Raw genomic sequence first — 17,468 nt, 5'->3', positions numbered from 1 at the left:
ATCTGCTCGCAGAACCCCACCCGCGCGTCCTCATCACGCTCAGCCGCGCTCACCGTCCTTTTTCAGCGTCCACCGTCCCTCGGGCAGCGAGCCGATCGCCCGAAAGACCGTCGCCGGCGACACCTGGGTCCCGGTGGCGGCGGTGAACGCCGCGGCGTGCTCGGCCAGCGTCGCATCCGGAGACTGCTCGAGCCGGCCGGGCAACCAGGCGCGCACCGCCTCACCCTTGACCGCGGGCGGCCCAGGCTTGACCGCCCGCCGCGGCGCCAGACTGCCTGTCTGCCGGCGCAGCCGCACATACCGCTCGATGCTGGGCACCGACACCCCGAACACCGACGAGGCCTGCTCCCGGCTCATGCCTGCGTCCACCGCTGCCAACAGCTTCTCTCGAAGATCTACCGAGTACGCCCGCATGCCCCGGGCGGTACCCAGCCATCAACCCATCCGAGCACCGCTGTCAGTAGATGGTGGCCAGGTGGGCCCGCACCCGGTTGACGTACCAGGAGACGAAGGCCTCGACATCGCCCTCGACCTCCGAGTACGGGCCGGGCTGGTAGCCCGGGTCCTCCACACCGCGCTGGGTGCGCGCGACGAACACGCTGTCCTGGTCGTTCGTGGCACTCCACACGTGGGTGAGGGTCGAGACGTCGTAGTCGACGCCCTCGACCGCGTCCGCGTGGACCAGCCAGGTCGACCGCAGCAGCGTGGTGTCCGGCGAGAGGGGCAGCACGGAGAACACCACGGCGTGGTCCGAAAGCATGTGGAACCACGAGTTCGGCTGCAGATGCAGGTGCAGGTCACCGAAGCTGTCGTCCGCGATGGACCCCAACCGCTTCCGGCACACCGACTCGCCGCCCGCGGTGTAGGACTTCCCGGCGCCGTCGAGCGGGGCGTGCGCGATCATGAACCCGGTGGGTCGCTCGTCGAGCTCGCGCATCCCGTCCACCGGGAAGCCCTGCCGGACGCACGAGGCCCGGAGGTCGGCAATGGCCTTCTCGAAGCGGTCCCACGTGCGCCGCAACCGGGGCGGGACGTCGTCGGCCGTGTAGCCGTGCAGCGGGAAGTAGGCGCTGGTCAGCTCGGGGTGGCCGTCGCAGTGGTAGCACTCCCGGTTGTTCTCCATGACGAGCTTCCAGTTGCCCTGCTCGACGATGTCGACCTGGTGAGCGACCTTCGTCCGGCCCAGCTCGTAGGGAGCGAGGTAGGGCTCGATGCGCGTCGCCACGTCGGCGAAGTCAGCCGGGGGCTCGTCGGCCAGGCAGATGAACACGAAGCCGCCGACGCTGCGCACGTGCACCTGCTTGAGCCCGAAGCGGCTGCAGTCGAACCCGGCCGGCTGGTTGTCGGCGTGCAGCAGACGCCCGTCGACGTTGTAGGTCCAGCGGTGGTACGGGCACACGAGGTTGCCGACGCTGCCCCGCGCGTCGTCCAGCAGCCGGGACCCGCGGTGCCGGCAGACGTTGTAGAAGGCGCGCACCTGCTCGTCGTCGTCCCGGACGACGATCACCGAGGAGGGGCCCACCTGTACGGTGACGAAGTCACCCGGCTCCGGCACCTCGGCCTCCGCGGCCACGAACAGCCAGTGCTTGGTGAAGATCGCCGCCATGTCCAGGCCGAAGGCTTCCCGACTCGTGTAGAGGGGCGCCTCCAGGCTGTGACCGGCAGGGTGCCGGGCGATCAGGTCCGTCAGGTCGTCGGGGCGGGTCGACCGCTCGAGCTGGATGGTCATGGTGAGTCTCCCAGGAGCCGGGGGGTGTGCGGGGGCCGGTGCGAGGCGACCGGTGCCGGTCCGTCATCGAGACGCGGGTCGCCCGTGGTGCTCACTTGATGGTGGACGATGCCCACTCAGTGATGTGTTATCACGGCCACATGTGACGGTCAAGGCGAACGGGCCGGCCGTCGTCCGTCGTCACGAGCACGTGAGGTGTTCGTCGTGCGGTGCGTCGCTGAGGACCTCCACACCCGCGGAGGTCACCAGGACCTGCTCCTCGAGCTTGACCCCTTCGTCCTCGCCCTCCACGCCCACGTACGCCTCCACGCTGAGGACCATGCCGTCCTCGAGCTCGCCGGCATGGTGGTCGGCGAACGCGATGACCGGGTACTCATCACTGAGGCCGCTGCCGTGGGCGATGAAGGGGTACCGCTCGGCGTGGTAGGCGGCGGGCAGCCGACGGCTCAACCGCTCCCCCACCTCGTCGAGGGCAGCCCCCGGCTTGAGCTCGCTGATGATCTCGGCGAGGAATGCCTGGGCGTCGGCGTAGAGCCGCCGCTGTCGCGCCGACGGCTTGGTGGACCCCACCAGGTAGGTGCGCGAGAGGTCGGCCAGGTAGCCGGCCGGACCGATGAGGTCGGTGTCGAAGGCCAGCAGGTCGCCGCGCTCGACGGGGCGGTCGCTCGCCTCGCGGAACCAGGGGTTCGTTCGCGGCCCGGAGGCCAGCAGTCGACACTCGGAGAACTCGGCGCCCAGCGCGAACGCCCGACCCAGGAGCTCTCCCCAGGCCTCGTTCTCCGTCATCCCCGGGCGCAGCGCGCTGTGCAGACCGGCCACGGCGGCGTCGGCAACGGCCACCGACCGACGGACCAGCTCGATCTCCGCGGCCCCCTTGACGGCTCGGGCCTGCTCGAGGGCCAGCTGCGCGGGCACGAGATGCACACCGGCCGCCTGCAGGGCCAGGAACCCGTAGGCGTCGAGCCGGTCGACCCCGATGCGCTCATGCTCCAGCCCCCGGTCCCGGAGGACCTCCACCACGTCCGCGGCGAACAGCGCGGCCCGGTCGCCGGCCTGCTCCCCGTATCCGAAGACCGCCCAGCTCGTCGCGGTCCGGGTCTCCAGCCGGGGGTACGGGGACACCAGCTCGGGGGGCGCCGAGCCGTACTCCCACAGCACGGGTTCACCCTCCGCCGGCACCAGGAGGTAGCGGTCGATGGAGTGCATCGTCCACACCGGCATGGTGGAGGTCCCGGAGGCGTACCGGACGTTCACCGGGTCGACCAGGAGTGCGGCGGCGAGGTCGTGGCGGCGCAGCGAGGCCCTCGTGCGCACCAGAGCGTGGTCCACGGCGCCCCGCGCGAGCTCCACGTCCATCGCGGGCCAGGACGTGCGCGCCTCGGCCGGGGCCACCACGGGCGGTCGCTGCGGCTTGGGTCGGCCCGACTCGCGGGACCACCTGGTCGTCATGCTGCTCATGGCTCTCCTCCGGCACCGGCCTCGCGGAAGCGCGCCCCGACCTTGCGCGCAGTAGTGACGCAGCTTACCGTGGGCGTCACCTGTCGGGCGGACGTGCCCACTGTATGAACACCTGAGCGGGCGGCCGGTGCGCTGCTCGACGTCGGAAGACGGGAGCCAGGACATGGGAGACACGGCGATGACGGTCCCGAACGCCGCGGCCGGACTCGACGCGGCATGGACAGCCGAGTCCGCCCCGGAATGCCCTGCTGGCCTCGCCGTGTGGGGTGAGGAGGACGGCTCGACGCTGGTCTGCCGGCAGGTCCAGGACGTCACCCACGACGTCAAGACCTTCCTCTTCGAGCCCGCCGAGCCCGCCCTGTTCCAGCACGAGCCCGGTCAGTTCGTCACGCTGCAGCTGGAGATCGACGGCCGCCCGGTCAGCCGGTGCTACACCATCTCCTCGCCACCCACGCGCCCGCACCTGCTCGGGATCACGGTCAAGCGCCAGCCCGGCGGCCTGGTGTCGAACTGGCTGCACGACACGATGACCCCCGGGATGCGCATCGCGGCCGACGGGCCCTTCGGCGTCTTCACGACCGCCCGCCACCGGTCGGCGAAGTACCTCTTCCTGTCCGGCGGCAGCGGGATCACCCCGGTCATGGCCATGACCCGGACGCTCTACGACCTCGGCTCGGACGCCGACGTCGTGTTCGTGCACAGCGCGCGGACCCCGGCCGACATCCTCTTCCGGCGGGAGCTCGACATGATGGCCGGCGCGGTGCCCACCCTTCGGGTCGCCCACGTCTGCGAGCGCGACGCGCCCCGGGAGCCGTGGACGGGACTGCGGGGGTTCCTCACCGCGGACGTGCTGCGGATGCTGGCCCCCGATCTGACCGAGCGCGTCGTCTTCTGCTGCGGACCGACGCCGTACATGGCCGCCGTCCGCCGGATGCTCGACGAGGCTGGCTTCGACATGCAGAACTATCACGAGGAGTCCTTCGTCTTCGGCGACCTCGCGGTGGAGGAGTTCACCGTTCCCGCGGCCACGCTGGCCCCGGTGGCGTCCGAGGACGTCCGGTCCGGCCGGACGACGTACTCGGTCGAGTTCGTCCGTAGCGGCGTCACCTTCGAGTGCGCCGAGGACGAGACCGTGCTGGACGCCGCCTACGAGGCCGGGCTGGCTCCGCCCTCCTCTTGCAGCCAGGGCATGTGCGGCACCTGCAAGACGACCGTGCTCTCCGGCTCCGTGGACATGCAGCACAACGGCGGCATCCGGCCTCGGGAGATCGCCCAGGACAAGGTGCTGATCTGCTGTTCGAAGCCGTTGAGCAACCTGCGGATCGACGCCTGATCGTCACGCCCCGCCGGGTGTCGGGGAGGCGGCACCGCGTCCTGCGCGGTGCCGCAGCGCGTCCAGCACGTCGGCCTGCAGCTCGAACCGGTCTGCCACGACCACCTGCTCGGGGTTGATGCCAGGGCGGCGCACCCCCAGGTCGGCGAGGCGGTCGATGTGCTGCTCGACCCGCCCAGGGACGTCGGACCCGAGTGCGCCGTGGTCGACCGCAAGCACGAACATCCCGATCGACGGCGACTGCGACCCGGCGGTGAACGCGGGCGCGTCCAGCGACCACAGACCGCCGGCCATCGAGGAGAACACCTCGACGAACAGCGCGATGTTGGCGCCCTTGTACCCGCCGAAGGGCAGCAGCGCGCCCTCCAGGGCCGCCTCCGCGTCGGTGGTCGGCCGTCCCTCCGCGTCGAGCGCCCACCCATCGGGCAGCGCCTCGCCACGCGCGGCCCGCTCCCGGACGGCGACGAACGCGGTCACGCTCGACGCCTGGTCGACGGTCAGCGGCGGCTGCTGCACGCGCGGCACGGACCAGGCCATCGGGTTCGTGCCGAACACCCGCCCCCCGCCCGGTCCGGCCGCGAGCAGCGCCGGGGAGACCGCGGTGGCCAAGGCGACGAGTCCCGCGCCGGCCAGCCGCTCGGTGAACCAGGCCAGCTGCCCGCAGGTGTAGGAGCCGTGCTGCACGAACACCGCCACCCCGAGGCGGCGCGCGGCCTCGGTCAGCCGGTCGAAGGCCGCGTCGAAGCCGGCGTGGGCGATGCCCCCGCGGGCGTCGCTGCGCACGACCGCCGGAGTCGGGCTGCTCAGGTGCGGCACGGCCCGGCCGTCCAGCCGGCCGGCGTCCATCGCGTCGAGGTAGTCCAGCAGGTGGGCCACCCCGACGCCGGAGAACCCGCGGTCCTCGGCGAACAGCGCCGCGTCCGTCAACAGGTCGGCGACGCCCGGCGACGCACCGGCCGCCGCAAGGGCCGCCCGGCACAGGCGGTTCACCTCGCCGCGCGCCACGACGGTCTGGTCATCCGGCATCTCGGTTCCCACGGGATTCCTCTCGGGACGTAAGGGTCGGCACGGGACGGGGTCGCGGGCGGCAGCCGGGTCGACGACGTACGGGGCGGTGATCAGTCGCGGCGCAGCACGGTGCGCAGCGTCCGCAGGGCCACGGACAGCGCGACGACGTCGGTCCGGCCGGAGGCCTCGAGCGCGGCGAGGGTGGAGCGGGCGCGCCGGATGGCGGCCGCGTGGTCGGTCTCCCAGGCGGTCACCGCCGAGGCCGGGTCCCGGCTGGCGTCGGACCCCGGTGCGGTCCGGTCGGAGCTGACGACCGCGGTGGTGAACTCGCGCAGCACCGCGTACAGGTCGTCGCGCAGCGCGGCCCGGGCCAGGGCGGCCCAGCGGTCCTCCCGACCCAGACCGGAGATCGCGTCCAGGAGGTCGAACCCGTAGCGCTCGGAGAGCACGAACCAGATCGGTGCGACCGCCGCCGCGGGACGGCCCGTCTCCGCGGCGATCTCCACGACGTCGAGGAGCGGGTAGAGGAACAGCAGGCCGGCCGTGGTCAGCGCCTCGGTTGAATCCACGCCGGCACCGGTGAACCGGCCGGCCAGGTCGCCTACGTAGGCCGCGTCCTGGCCGCGCAGCAGGTCGGGTACCCGGGCGGCCAGGGCCCGGATCCCGGGTGCGAAGCGCTCGATCTCGCGGGGGACGTCGATCCCCTCCGGGCGGGCGTGCAGGAGCCACCGCACGGCCCGGTCGAGCAGCCGCTGGTGCTGCTGCCGCATCAGCGCCTGCACCGGTGTCGGCACGAGCCCGTCGAGGGCGTCGACCGCACGGGAGCGCTCGCGGAGCCCGAAGACCCGGGTGACGACGGCGTGGGCCCGCACGACCTCGGCGGGGTCGCTGCCGGTCTCCTCCGCGGCGCGGGAGGCGAAGGTGATCCCGCCCGAACCGACGACCTCGTTCACCAGGACGGTGGTGACGATCTCCCGGCGCAGCGGGTGATCCGCGACCCGGTCCGGGAAGCGCTGGCCCAGAGCAGGTGGGAAGTAGGCCCGCAGGGTCGCCCGCGTCCACTCCTCGTCGGGCAGTCCACCGGCGAGGACGGCTGCGCCCAGCGAGATCTTTGCGTGGGCGAGCAGGACGGCTAGCTCGGGCACCGTGAGCCCGGCCCCGTCACGGGCCCGCCGGTCGAGCTCGGCCGTCGGTGGCAGGGCCTCGAGTCCGCGGTCGATATCGCCGGCGGCCTCCAGCGCCTGCAGGAAGCGTCGGTGCGCCGGCAGCAGGTCGGCAGCCGCGGCACCCTCTCCGGACAGCACCCGGTTCTGCTCGTAGTTGTTGCGCAGGACCGACCGGGCGACGTCGTCGGTGATCTCCTGCAGCGTGCGGTTGCGCTCGTCGGGGTCGAGGAGCCCGTCGGCGACGAGACCGTCGAGCAGGATCTTGGTGTTGACCTCGTGGTCGCTGCAGTCGACCCCGGCCGAGTTGTCGATGGCGTCGGTGTTCAGCTTCACGCCGCGCCGTGCGGCCTCCACGCGCCCGCGCTGCGTGAGGCCGAGGTTGCCGCCCTCGCCGACGACCCGGACCCGCAGGTCGGCGGCGTCCAGGCGCACGGCGTCGTTCGCCCTGTCCCAGACCTCGCCGTGCGTCTCCGTGGACGCCTTGACGTAGGTGCCGATTCCGCCGTTCCAGAGCAGGTCGACCGGAGCCCGGAGAATAGCGCGGACGAGGTCGTCCGGGCCCAGCGAGCGCGTGCCCTCCGCCAGTCCGAGCCGCGCCGCAACCTGCGGGGTGAGGGGCACCGACTTCGCGGTGCGCGCGTGCACTCCCCCGCCGGGACTGAGCAGCGCCGGGTCGTAGTCGGCCCACGAGGAGCGGGGCAGGGCGAACAGCCGGGCCCGCTCGCGGAAGGACACCGCCGGGTCCGGGTCGGGGTCGAGGAACACATGCCGGTGGTCGAAGGCCGCGACGAGCCGGATGTGCTCGGAGAGCAGCATCCCGTTGCCGAAGACGTCCCCGCTCATGTCCCCGACGCCGACCACGGTGACGTCCTCGGTCTGCGGGTCGACCCCCAGCTCCCGGAAGTGCCTCCGGACGCTCTCCCACGCCCCGCGGGCGGTGATCCCCATCGCCTTGTGGTCGTAGCCGTTGCAGCCACCGGAGGCGAAGGCGTCCCCGAGCCAGAAGCCCCGTTCCTGCGCGATGGCGTTGGCGACGTCGGAGAAGGTGGCGGTGCCCTTGTCTGCGGCGACGACGAGGTACGGGTCGTCGCCGTCGTAGTGGACGACGTTGGCGGGGGGCACCACGACCCGCCGATCCCCGTCGACGCGCAGGTCGTCGGTGACGTCGAGGAGGGCGCTGATGAAGGTGCGGTAACAGGCGGCGCCCTCCGCCCACCAGGCTGCCCGGTCCACGGCCGGGTCGGGCAGCAGCTTGGCGACGAACCCGCCCTTGGCGCCGGTGGGCACGATGAGAGCGTTCTTCACGACCTGCGCCTTGACCAGGCCGAGGACCTCCGTGCGGAAGTCCTCCCGGCGGTCTGACCAGCGCAGGCCGCCGCGCGCGACCTCCCCGAACCGCAGGTGCACGCCCTCCACCCGGGGGCTGTGGACCCAGATCTCGTACACCGGCGTCGGCTCCGGCATGCCGTCCACCCGGGCCGGGTCGAGCTTGAAGGACAGGTGCTGCGGGGGCGCGCCGTCCGTCCCGGTCCGGAAGGCGTTGGTGCGCAGGATCGCCTGCATGGTGGACAGCAGCGCGCGCAGGACCCGGTCCGCGTCGCGGCCGGTCACGACCTCGATCGCGCTGTCGACCGCCGCCAGCGCGGCCCGGGTCGCCCGCTCCCGCTCTCCGGGCGCCTGGTTGCGCCTGGGGTCGAAGCGCTCCTCGAACAGCCGGACGAGCAGACGCGTGGCCTCGGTCTCGCCGAGCAGGATGCCGGCGAGATAGTCGAGGCTGTAGGGCAGGCCGAGCTGGCGGAGGTAGCACACCAGCGCCCGGACGACGGCCACCTGCTGCCAGGTCAGGCGTGCCGCCAGGACGAGCTGGCCGAGCGCGTCGCTCTCCGCGCGACCGGACCAGGTCGCCGCGAAGGCGTCGCGGAAGCGGGCGCGCATCCCCTCCATGTCGTTGCCCGCTACGTCGTCGCCGGATACGAGGTCGTGAGGCGGTCGAAGCCCGATGTCGTAGACCCAGACCGAGCGACCGTCGGCCCGCACCAGGAGGTGCGGGCGCTCGTCGGTCACCTCCACGCCGAGGTCGGTGAGGACGGGGAGGACCTCGGACAGCGTGGCCGGCGACGACCTGTAGAGGCTGAGGCGCCACGTCAGCGGCGGCCCGTCCGCGGCCTCGCGAAGTGCGAGCACGGGCAGGGGCTCGACCGGTGAGACCGGCTGCTCCGCGTCGCCCGCGGACAGCCGGGTGTCGATCTCGGCCAGGAGGGCTTCGGCGTGCAGCAGGTCGTCGACCGCGCGGACTGGGCGGACGTCGGCCGTGTACGCGCCGGGTAGGCCGCCCGCCCACCGTCGCACCAGAGCAGTGCCCTCCGCGGCACCGAGCCGCTCCCCGGCTGCGCCGAGGAGGTCGTCCTCCCAGGAGCGGACCGCCCGCGTGACGGCGGCCTCGAGCTCCTCGAGGTCGACCCCTCGGAGCGTTTCGCCGGGACGCGGGCGGACGACCACGTGCAGGCGGGCCAGCGCGGACTCGGACACGTGCAGGGCGGTCTCGGCCGTGGCGCCGCCCAAGGACTGCCGAAGGAGCTTCTCCACCGTGCTCCCGACAGTGGTGGTGTACCGGTCCTTCGGGAGGAACACCAGGCACGACATGAACCCGCCGGCCGTGTCGGAGCGCGCGAAGAGCCTCGTACGGCGGCGCTCCTGCAGACGCAGGACGTCGAGCGCCGTCGGGAGGATCTCCTGAATGTCGGCCTGCAACAGCTCGTCGCGCGGAAAGGACTCGAGGATGCTGACCAGGTCCCGGGCGGAGTGACTCCCGGGGGCGAAGCCGGACCGGCACAGGACCTCGGCGACCTTCTCGGCGACGACCGGGATGCGCCGCACACTCTCGGTGTAGGCGCTGGAGGTGAGCAGGCCCAGGAACCGGTGCACACCGGCCACCCGACCGTCCGGGTCGAACCGGGGAACGCTCACCGAGTCGTAGTACGACGACCGGTGCACGGTCGCTCGACTGTTCGCCTTGGTGACCCGGAGGACCCGATCCCCCACGTGCACGGGGAGCCGGAGCGCCGCACCCACGCCCAGGCTGGTCCCCGGGCGCGGGGCGAGACCGAGGTCCTCGCTGGCCGGCCCGTCGTACGCGGCGTAGCCCAAGAAGGTGAAGCGGTCGTCCGCGAGCCAGCGGAGGAACCGGGCCGTACCGCGCAGCTCCTCATCGGGGCGACCGTGCCCGCCGTCCGCGGCCAGCTCGTCGGCCACCCGCAGTGCCCTGTCGCGCATCGGGTGCCAGTCGCGGACTGCCGCACGGACGTCCGCGAGGACCGCGGCGAGCTCGGCTCCGAGCGCGTGCCGCGCCGCAGGGTCGCTCGTGCGCTCCAGCTCGACGCGGATCCAGGCCTCGACGGCGGTTCCGGACGGCGCGTCGTCGACCGGGTGCAGGTCCAGGAGGACTCCCGCCCCATCCCGCCGGACGGCGAAGCGCGGGTGCACGAGCGTCCGGATCCCCCGCCCGAGCCGGGTCAGGGCCGCGGTCACGCTCTCGACGAGGAAGGGCATGTCCTCGGCGACCACCTCGACTGTGGTCGCGGAGTCGCCCGCGCCCGAGACGCCGCCGTCGACGATCCGCACCATGGCCTCACCCGTCGGCCGGCGGGTCCCGGTGGCGACGTGCGAGGTCACGGCATCGGTGAGGTCGCGCGGGGAGCGGTCGGCGAGGTCGGTGGACGCACCCGCGGTGACGTACTGCGTGCGCAGCCGTTCTGCCGCGACCGGCGAGCGCAACGGTATCGGTAGGGCCTGCCACCAGGGGTCGACGACGGCCGTGGCGCACTCGGGGTGAGGCGTCCCCGCCGCCTCCGCAGAGGTGGTGCGGACGGGCGACGGAGGCATCATCGGCTCCAGACGATCTGTCAGGTGCTGTCGACAGCGCGGCGGTGAGCGCCCACTGCCTCACCCAGGGGGTTGGAATTGGACTAAAGTTTCACCGATACCCTAGGGAGGCCACGGACGGCCGTCAACGGAGCAGGTCTCGGTGCTCACCGGTCGCGTCGACGAGCAGACCGTCCCCGACGGAGATCGGGCCCGGCTCGAGGACATCGCAGTAGATCCCGAAGGTGGCACCGACCCCGAGCACGGTGTCGTGGCGACCGCGGTAGGACGTGATGAGTCGCAGCGTCTGCAGGTCGACCGCACCGGAACCCGGGTTGCGCGTGGTGGCGGCACAGCGCTTGACCGGTCCACCGCCCCGCAGCACCACGCTGCCGACCTGCAGGAGCACGCCTGCCCACGAGTCCTCGACGTGTGGCTCGCCGCCCGAGAACTCGATCAGCATTCGGAAGCGCCGTGGGTCGACGCCGGGGAGGCCGGCCCGGCGCCCCAACTCATCGACCGAGCTGGTCCCGAGGAGCGTCGCGGGGCGCACGTCGTAGGCGGCGCCCCGCGCTCGGACCAGGCGGACCGGCTTCCCCAGGACGTCGGAGAAGAACGTGCTCCACTGCGACCCGGCGACGAGGTCGGAGGTGATCGTGCGCAGACCCCACATGTCGGTGTCGACGGGGCCGGCGGTGTCGACGACCCCGGCGCACACCACCTCCCCGCCACGGGTGACCTCGAGACGGTGGTCCTCGTCGTCGTACACCGCCGCGAGAGCACAGAGCTCCGCGTTGGCCGTGAGGCTCTGCACCCTCCCCGTGTCATCTACGAGGTAGAACACCCGGTCGCCGACCGCGCCATGCTCTGTCAGCTCGATCGAGTGGGGGTGGTGCAGGGCGAGACCCTTGACCGGAGTGGTGGAGAGACGAGCGACGCGCAACGCGACCGGCATGCGGTTTCCCATCTGTGGTAGCCGTGGACGGAGCGGGACCTGCAGCTCCGGCGGACCGCACAGCGCCCCGCCTCCCCGGGGCGGGGCGCTGTACCGCGGTGCGTCAGCCCTTCAGGTACTGCGCCAGCTCCGGTGCGTAGTCAGGGTTCTCCTCGAGCCACATCTCGACAGCCTTCTCTTCGTTGCCCTGGCCAGCCTTGTTGACGATCGCGTCTTCGAGACTGCCGTACTGCTCGTCAGTCAGCTTGAAGTGCGAGATCATCTCAGCGACCTTGGGGCACTCCTCCGAGAACCCCTCGGTAGCCATGGTGTGCAAGCCCTCCGTGTCCCCGTACGCACCCTGGGGGTCCTCGAGCGCTCGCACGGGCATCGTCTGGTTGGGCCAGAACGGACGCCACAGCGTCACCACGATCTCCTCGTTGGCGTCGATGGCGTTCTGGAGTTCCGTGAGCATCGCGGTGGTGGACGACGAAACCAGCTCGAACTGGTCGCCGAGCTCGTATGTGGGGAACGCGTTCTCCTTGGTCAGCTTCATGAGACCCGCCCCAGGCTCGATGCCGTAAACCTTGCCGCCGAAGTCGTCCGCCTGGCTGGTCAGGTCCTCGATGGACTTGGCGTCCGAGTACTCGGGCACCGCCAGATAGAGCGCTGCGCCTTCGTAGTAGGTGGCGAGGTCCTCGAGCTGATCGCCGTACTGCTCCATGTAGGCCGCGTGCGTCCGCTCCGGCCAGGTGGACGAGAAGATGTCGATGTCCCCGTTCGCGGTTGCGGCGAAGACGGGCGCGTTGTCGGCGAGCATCTCAATCTCGACCTCGTACCCGTTGTTTTGCAGGATGTTCGCCAGCAGGTACCCCGTGCCGGTTTGGTCGGTCCATCCTTGAACCATTCCAAACGTGATTGGGTCGTCTTCGGTGCCACAAGCACTGCCACCTGCACTGGCAGTGCTTCCGCCATCGCCGCCGCCTCCGCAGCCGGCCGTCACCATGGCCAGCGCCGTCACAGCCACGCCCAGCCGGATGCGGGGGGTCAGGTGTCGCTTGATCATTCTCGTTCCTCTCGGAAGTAGGGGGTAGGTCGTCCGGCGCTACGCGCCGATCTTGGTGCGGAGCTGGTCCGGCACGGCTGGCTCCTCCTCCTGCCTCGTCTCGTCGTCGACGGAGTCCACCTCCGCGGCCGCCCGGCTCCTGCGTCGTCGCAGCCTGCCGAGGACCCTCCCGCCCTTGCGGTGCCCGATGGAGGCCGTGACGCGGTCGAGGTAGATCGCGAGGACGACCACGGAGAGTCCCGCCTCGAACCCGAGGCCGATATTCAGCGTCGCGATGGCTGCCGTCACCGCCCCGCCGAGCCCCTCGGCTCCGACGAGACCGGCGATCACCGCCATCGAGAGGGCCAGCATGATGACCTGGTTGACGCCGGCCATGATGGTCGGGATCGCCAGCGGCAGCTGCACGCCGAAAAGGGTCTGGCGCGGGGTGGAGCCGAACGCGTGGGACGCTTCGACGATCTCGTGGTCCACGTTGCGGATGCCGAGCTCTGTCAGCCGGACGCCGGGCGGCAGGGCGAAGATGATCGTCGCAACGACGCCCGGGACGACGCCGATGCTGAACAGCGTGACGACCGGCACCAGCCACACGAAAGCCGGCATCGTCTGCATCAGGTCCATGATCGGCCGGAGCACCGCGCTGGCCCGTCCGCTGCTGGCAGCCCAGATTCCCAGCGGGATCGCCACCAGCACGGCCACCACGGTCGAGACGAGGACCAGCGCCAGCGTCTGCATAGCGGCATCCCACTGGTCCATGCTGATGACGAACAGCAGACCGAGAAGCGAGATGAGTCCCAGCCGCCATCCGTCCGCCAGCAACCCGAGCAGGGCGAAGACCACCGCCAGGATGACGGGGTCGGGAGCTTGGAGCAGCTCGATGAGCCCGTCGACGACGAAGTCGAGGGTTTCGCTGATCGCGTCGAAGAAGGCCCCCAGGTTCGTGGTCAGCCAGACGAAGAAGCTCTCGATCGCCTCGCCGACGGGAGCCCTCGGCACCTCGATCGCCAGTGGGGTCGTGCTCATCGCGCCATCGCCTCCGTGCGCGCCGGGAGCGGAGCCCAGCCGGTCGCCTCGTGGGTCGTGTTGTCGCCGGCCTTCGCCGTCGCCGAGCACTGGGCCAGGGCCCTGAGCACGGTGACTCGCGCGATCGCCCCCATGAGGTGCCGTCCGTCGTCGACCACCGCGAGGGCCTCGGGGCTCGCCGCGCTCATCGAGAGCAGCTCGGACAGCCGGGCGTCCGGGGACACGCTGAGGACGCTGTCGTCCACGATGCCGTCGAGGGTCCGGGCGCCGTCGCGCACCGCGGCCGCCACCCGTCCCTCATCGACGGCACCGCGCAGGGTCTGGTCGCGGTCCACGACGAAGATGCGGGACATCCGGTGCTGGCGCATCAACTGCTGTGCGGCGTCCGGCCCCTGGTCCCTGCCGACGACGGCCACCGGCGGGACCATAACGCTTCCGGCAGTCAGCACTCGTGTGCGGTCGACGTCCTGGACGAACTGGGAGACGTAGTCGTCGGCGGGTTCGTTGAGGATCTGCTCGGCCGTGCCGATCTGGACGATCCGGCCGTCCTTCATCATGGCGATCCGGTCGCCGAGGCGCATGGCCTCGTTCAGGTCGTGCGTGATGAAGAGAATCGTCTTGCCCAGCTCGTGCTGCAGTTCGACCAGTTGGTCCTGCATCTCGCGCTTGATGAGCGGGTCGAGGGCGCTGAACGCCTCGTCCATCAGCATGATGTTGGTGCCCGCCGCCAGGGCTCTGGCCAGCCCGACGCGCTGGCGCATGCCGCCCGACAGCTGACCGGGGAACGAGTCCTCCCAGCCCTTGAGGCCCACCATGCGGAGGGCCTCCTTGGCACGTGGCTCGCACTCGTGCTTCGGGATGCCCTGGACGTGCAGGCCGTAGGCGGCGTTCTGCCCCACCGTGCGGTGCGGGAACAGCGCGAAGTGCTGGAACACCATGCTGACCTTCTCGCGGCGCATGACCCGCAGCTGCTGCTGGTTCATCGTCACCACGTCGTCGCCGTAGACGCGCAGCTCGCCGGCCGTCGGCTCCAGCAGCCCGTTCACCATGCGGATCAACGTCGACTTGCCCGAACCCGACAGCCCCATGACCACGAAGATCTCGCCCTCGCGGACGTCGAAGCTCGCGTCGATCACCGCGGCGGTGAGGCCGTCCTTGCGAAGGTCCTCGCGGGTCGCGCCGTCCCGCAGCCGCGCGACGCCTCGCTCGGGTCGCTTGCCGAAGACCTTGTAGGTGTCACGTGCCACGATGGCGTTCATGGCGTGCTCCCGTCGGTGAGTGTGGTCGGCCGCTGCACGGCCAGAAAGCGGAACGAGTACCTCGTGAACTCGACGGCGATCCTCGTCGGCGCCGTCCGGCCGGGGGAACTTCCGGTGCGGGGCACCGTCCGGTCATCGCGGCACCTACCCCCGGTCGACTCGTCGCTCTGTGACTCTTGAGTTGATCTGTGATCACAGACTAGGGTGATCTGCGTCATGCCGTCAACGCCCCGTCGCCCGGGAGCGCGGGCGGCAGGAGGAGCACCGATCTCTGGAGGACGCAGTGCGGGACGTGGTGGTGGTCGGGGGTGGCATCGCCGGTCTGGCGGCAGCATGGAAGCTGCGCGACCGCGACGTGGTGCTGCTCGAGGCCGACGATCGGGTCGGCGGCCGGGTCCGCTCGGAGCGCCGGGGCCGCTACTGGGTGAACTGGGGTGGGCACGTCTACGACGGCAATCCGGCCTCGTCGACCCAGTGGCTGCTGGCCGACACCGGGGTGGCGTCGCGCGCGGTCCCCGGCAACCTGGCCGGGCTGAGCATGAACGGCAAGCTGCTGCTCAGCGGCCGAGTGGAAACCTTCCCGTTTCGGGTGCCCATGGCGTGGCGGGACCGCGCCAGCCTCATCCGTGCGGGCGCGAAGGTGCGCCTGGGCGTGGCCCGCTACGGCCGGCTGGTCAAGCGCCGACCGGGCGAGGACGAGGCCACCCGGCAGCAGCGGGTCTACGACTTCAAGAACGACACCACGTTCGCCGACTACGTCGGCGAACTGACCGAGGACGCCGAGGCGCTCTTCAAGCCCACGGTCACCCGGTCGTCAGCGGAGATGCACGAAATTTCCGCCGGTGCCGGCATCGGGTACTTCAACCTCGTCTGGAACCTGGGCGCAGGCCTGTCGCACAGCATCGTCGGCGGCCCCTCCACCCTCACCGAGCGCATCGCCGCGGCGCTCGGCGCGCGCGTGCAGCTCGGCGCCGCGGTGCAGGAGGTGGTGCACCGTAGGAATTCGGTGCTGGTGCGCTACACCCAGGGCGGCATCGACTCCGAGGTCGAGGCCCGGTGCGTCGTCCTGGCCACCCCGGCCGGAGTGAGCTCCCGGATCGCGGTCGACCTCGACGCCGACGTCCGGGCCGCCCTCGCCCAGGTCAGGTACGGCCCGTTCGTGAGCGCCGCGTTCCTCACCGACGAGGCCGGCCCCTGCCCGTGGGACGACACCTACGCGATCGCTACTCCCAAGCGCTCGTTCAACGTGGTGCTCAACATGAGCAACAACGTGCACGGCTACAGCCCCGAGCGGCTGCCCGGCAGCAGCTTCATGGTTTTCTCCCCCGCCGGTCTGGCCCGGCAGCTCCTCGAGCAGGACGACGAGACGATCCTCAAGTCCTACGTGGACGACCTCGACCAGGTCCTGCCCGGCACCGCGTCGTCCCTCGTGGAGGCCCAGGTGGCCCGCTGGCCCGAGGGGTCGGTGTACAGCTTCCCCGGCCGGGCCCGGCTGCAGCCGGTGCTCACCCGGCGTGACACCCGGGTGCTGCTCGCCGGCGACTACCTCGGCACCCAGTACACCGAGACCGCGGTGTACACGGGCCTGGCCGCGGCCGGTGCCGCCGAGGACACCCTGGACGCCGGCCGGGCTGCGCACCCGGCGCCGTCCCGCTCCTGACGACCACCCCTCCCCTCCCACCCAGCGACTGCAGCGAGGAGTTCCCCCATGTCCGCACCGCTCCGCGGCGTCCTGTCCGCCCTGCTCACTCCCTTCGACGGCGACGGCCGCCTCGACGAGGCCACCTTGCGGCGGGTGGTCGACCGCAACATCGACGGCGGCGTGCACGGCGTCGTGGCCTGCGGGTCGACCGGCGAGTTCACCGCCCTCAGCAGCACCGAGCGCAAGCTCGTCGTCGAGACCGTGATCGACCAGGCGGCCGGCCGGGTGCCGGTGGTGGCGCAGACCGGCGCCCAGAGCACGGCGGAGGCGATCGAGCTGTCCCGGCACGCCGAGCAGGCGGGCGCCTCCGTGGTGATGGTGGTGGCGCCGTACTACGAGCCGCTCACCATCGAGGAGACCAAGCGTTACCTGCGCACCGTCGCCGAGTCGGTCGGCATCCCGGTCATGCTCTACAACCTGCCGGTCGCGACCGGGGTCAACATGACGCCCGCACTGGTCGGCGAGCTCGCCCGCGAGGTCGAGAACATCCGGTACGTCAAGGACACCACCGCCGACATCGCGCAGGCCGGGCGGCTCATCCACAACCACGCCGACGTGGTCGCCACGTTCGTCGGGTGGGACTCCCTGCTGCTCGCCGCCCTGGCCGAGGGCGCCGCCGGCGTCATGGCCGGCACCGCCAACGTCGTGGCAGCCCAGCTGGTGTCCATCCACGCCGCCATGGGCGAGGGCGACCTGCACCGGGCCCGCGACGAGTGGGCGCAGCTGTACCCGCTGATCGACGCCATCATGGCCGCCCCCTTCAGTGCCGCGGTCAAGACCGCGCTCGGCGCGACCGGCTTCGCGATCGGCAACCCGCGACTGCCGGTGCTGCCGCTCGACGGCGAGGTGGCCGCGACCATCTCGCGGCTCGCGTCGGCCCTCCCGCCTGCCCCCGTCCGGGAGCCGGCAACCGTCGGCTGACGCCGCCGGTT

12 protein-coding genes are annotated in these 17,468 nt (G+C 71.6%); 3 read left to right on the top strand and 9 right to left on the bottom strand.

All coding sequences use genetic code 11. The features are described 5' to 3' along the window. Positions 1-39: 39 nt before the first annotated feature. From CNO22_RS10020 to CNO22_RS10010, 3 genes are all read right to left on the bottom strand, one after another. On the bottom strand, positions 40-414 hold the full coding sequence (locus CNO22_RS10020; protein ID WP_108724366.1) for an IS630 transposase-related protein: 375 nt from the start codon (positions 412-414) through the stop codon (positions 40-42). A 43-nt stretch (positions 415-457) separates the two neighbouring features. Next, positions 458-1,729: an aromatic ring-hydroxylating oxygenase subunit alpha gene (locus tag CNO22_RS10015; protein ID WP_100499233.1), complete on the bottom strand. Its 1,272-nt coding sequence runs from the start codon at positions 1,727-1,729 to the stop codon at positions 458-460. A 180-nt stretch (positions 1,730-1,909) separates the two neighbouring features. Continuing rightward, entirely contained in the window at positions 1,910-3,187 is a 1,278-nt protein-coding gene (locus tag CNO22_RS10010) for a M24 family metallopeptidase (protein ID WP_198588217.1), read from the bottom strand. 178 nt (positions 3,188-3,365) lie between these two features. Here CNO22_RS10010 and CNO22_RS10005 point away from each other — a divergent pair, with 178 nt between their 5' ends. Beyond that, positions 3,366-4,520 (top strand): hybrid-cluster NAD(P)-dependent oxidoreductase, encoded by a 1,155-nt coding sequence (locus CNO22_RS10005; protein WP_100499231.1) that lies wholly within the window; start codon positions 3,366-3,368, stop codon positions 4,518-4,520. A 3-nt stretch (positions 4,521-4,523) separates the two neighbouring features. Here the strand turns inward: CNO22_RS10005 and CNO22_RS10000 are convergent, their stop codons facing one another. From CNO22_RS10000 to CNO22_RS09975, 6 genes are all read right to left on the bottom strand, one after another. Next, positions 4,524-5,558, bottom strand: coding sequence for an Ldh family oxidoreductase (locus CNO22_RS10000; RefSeq protein ID WP_100499230.1), 1,035 nt, complete (start codon positions 5,556-5,558; stop codon positions 4,524-4,526). Between the two features lie 80 nt (positions 5,559-5,638). Then, positions 5,639-10,468 (bottom strand): NAD-glutamate dehydrogenase, encoded by a 4,830-nt coding sequence (locus CNO22_RS09995; protein WP_157936879.1) that lies wholly within the window; start codon positions 10,466-10,468, stop codon positions 5,639-5,641. A 232-nt stretch (positions 10,469-10,700) separates the two neighbouring features. Beyond that, positions 10,701-11,510 (bottom strand): MOSC domain-containing protein, encoded by an 810-nt coding sequence (locus tag CNO22_RS09990; RefSeq protein ID WP_198588216.1) that lies wholly within the window; start codon positions 11,508-11,510, stop codon positions 10,701-10,703. 103 nt (positions 11,511-11,613) lie between these two features. Next, positions 11,614-12,555 (bottom strand): glycine betaine ABC transporter substrate-binding protein, encoded by a 942-nt coding sequence (locus tag CNO22_RS09985; protein WP_100499227.1) that lies wholly within the window; start codon positions 12,553-12,555, stop codon positions 11,614-11,616. 39 nt (positions 12,556-12,594) lie between these two features. Further along, positions 12,595-13,665 carry an ABC transporter permease gene (locus CNO22_RS09980; RefSeq protein WP_232806932.1) on the bottom strand — a complete coding sequence of 357 codons (1,071 nt, stop codon included), beginning with the start codon at positions 13,663-13,665 and terminating at the stop codon, positions 12,595-12,597. After that, positions 13,572-14,834, bottom strand: coding sequence for a quaternary amine ABC transporter ATP-binding protein (locus tag CNO22_RS09975; RefSeq protein WP_100499225.1), 1,263 nt, complete (start codon positions 14,832-14,834; stop codon positions 13,572-13,574). The genes CNO22_RS09980 and CNO22_RS09975 overlap by 94 nt, the downstream gene beginning before the upstream one ends. A gap of 283 nt (positions 14,835-15,117) precedes the next feature. Between CNO22_RS09975 and CNO22_RS09970 the strand changes: the two genes are divergently transcribed. Continuing rightward, positions 15,118-16,494: an NAD(P)/FAD-dependent oxidoreductase gene (locus tag CNO22_RS09970; RefSeq protein WP_100499224.1), complete on the top strand. Its 1,377-nt coding sequence runs from the start codon at positions 15,118-15,120 to the stop codon at positions 16,492-16,494. A gap of 48 nt (positions 16,495-16,542) precedes the next feature. After that, a complete protein-coding gene (gene dapA / locus CNO22_RS09965; RefSeq protein WP_100499223.1) occupies positions 16,543-17,457 on the top strand; it encodes a 4-hydroxy-tetrahydrodipicolinate synthase in 915 nt (304 codons plus the stop codon). Positions 17,458-17,468: the final 11 nt, after the last annotated feature.

Source organism: Geodermatophilus chilensis (genome assembly GCF_002802985.1).
Lineage (GTDB): Bacteria > Actinomycetota > Actinomycetes > Mycobacteriales > Geodermatophilaceae > Geodermatophilus > Geodermatophilus chilensis.
Note: the sequence above shows the minus strand (reverse complement) of the source record. Positions and strands in the feature narration are given on the sequence as shown.

Bases quoted from the DNA above. Each gene is read 5' to 3' on its own strand.
- CNO22_RS10020 (WP_108724366.1), bottom strand. From the start codon at position 414: ATGCGGGCGTACTCGGTAGATCTTCGAGAGAAGCTGTTGGCAGCGGTG.
- CNO22_RS10015 (WP_100499233.1), bottom strand. From the start codon at position 1,729: ATGACCATCCAGCTCGAGCGGTCGACCCGCCCCGACGACCTGACGGAC.
- CNO22_RS10010 (WP_198588217.1), bottom strand. From the start codon at position 3,187: ATGAGCAGCATGACGACCAGGTGGTCCCGCGAGTCGGGCCGACCCAAG.
- CNO22_RS10005 (WP_100499231.1), top strand. From the start codon at position 3,366: ATGACGGTCCCGAACGCCGCGGCCGGACTCGACGCGGCATGGACAGCC.
- CNO22_RS09990 (WP_198588216.1), bottom strand. From the start codon at position 11,510: ATGCCGGTCGCGTTGCGCGTCGCTCGTCTCTCCACCACTCCGGTCAAG.
- CNO22_RS09985 (WP_100499227.1), bottom strand. From the start codon at position 12,555: ATGATCAAGCGACACCTGACCCCCCGCATCCGGCTGGGCGTGGCTGTG.
- CNO22_RS09975 (WP_100499225.1), bottom strand. From the start codon at position 14,834: ATGAACGCCATCGTGGCACGTGACACCTACAAGGTCTTCGGCAAGCGA.
- dapA (WP_100499223.1), top strand. From the start codon at position 16,543: ATGTCCGCACCGCTCCGCGGCGTCCTGTCCGCCCTGCTCACTCCCTTC.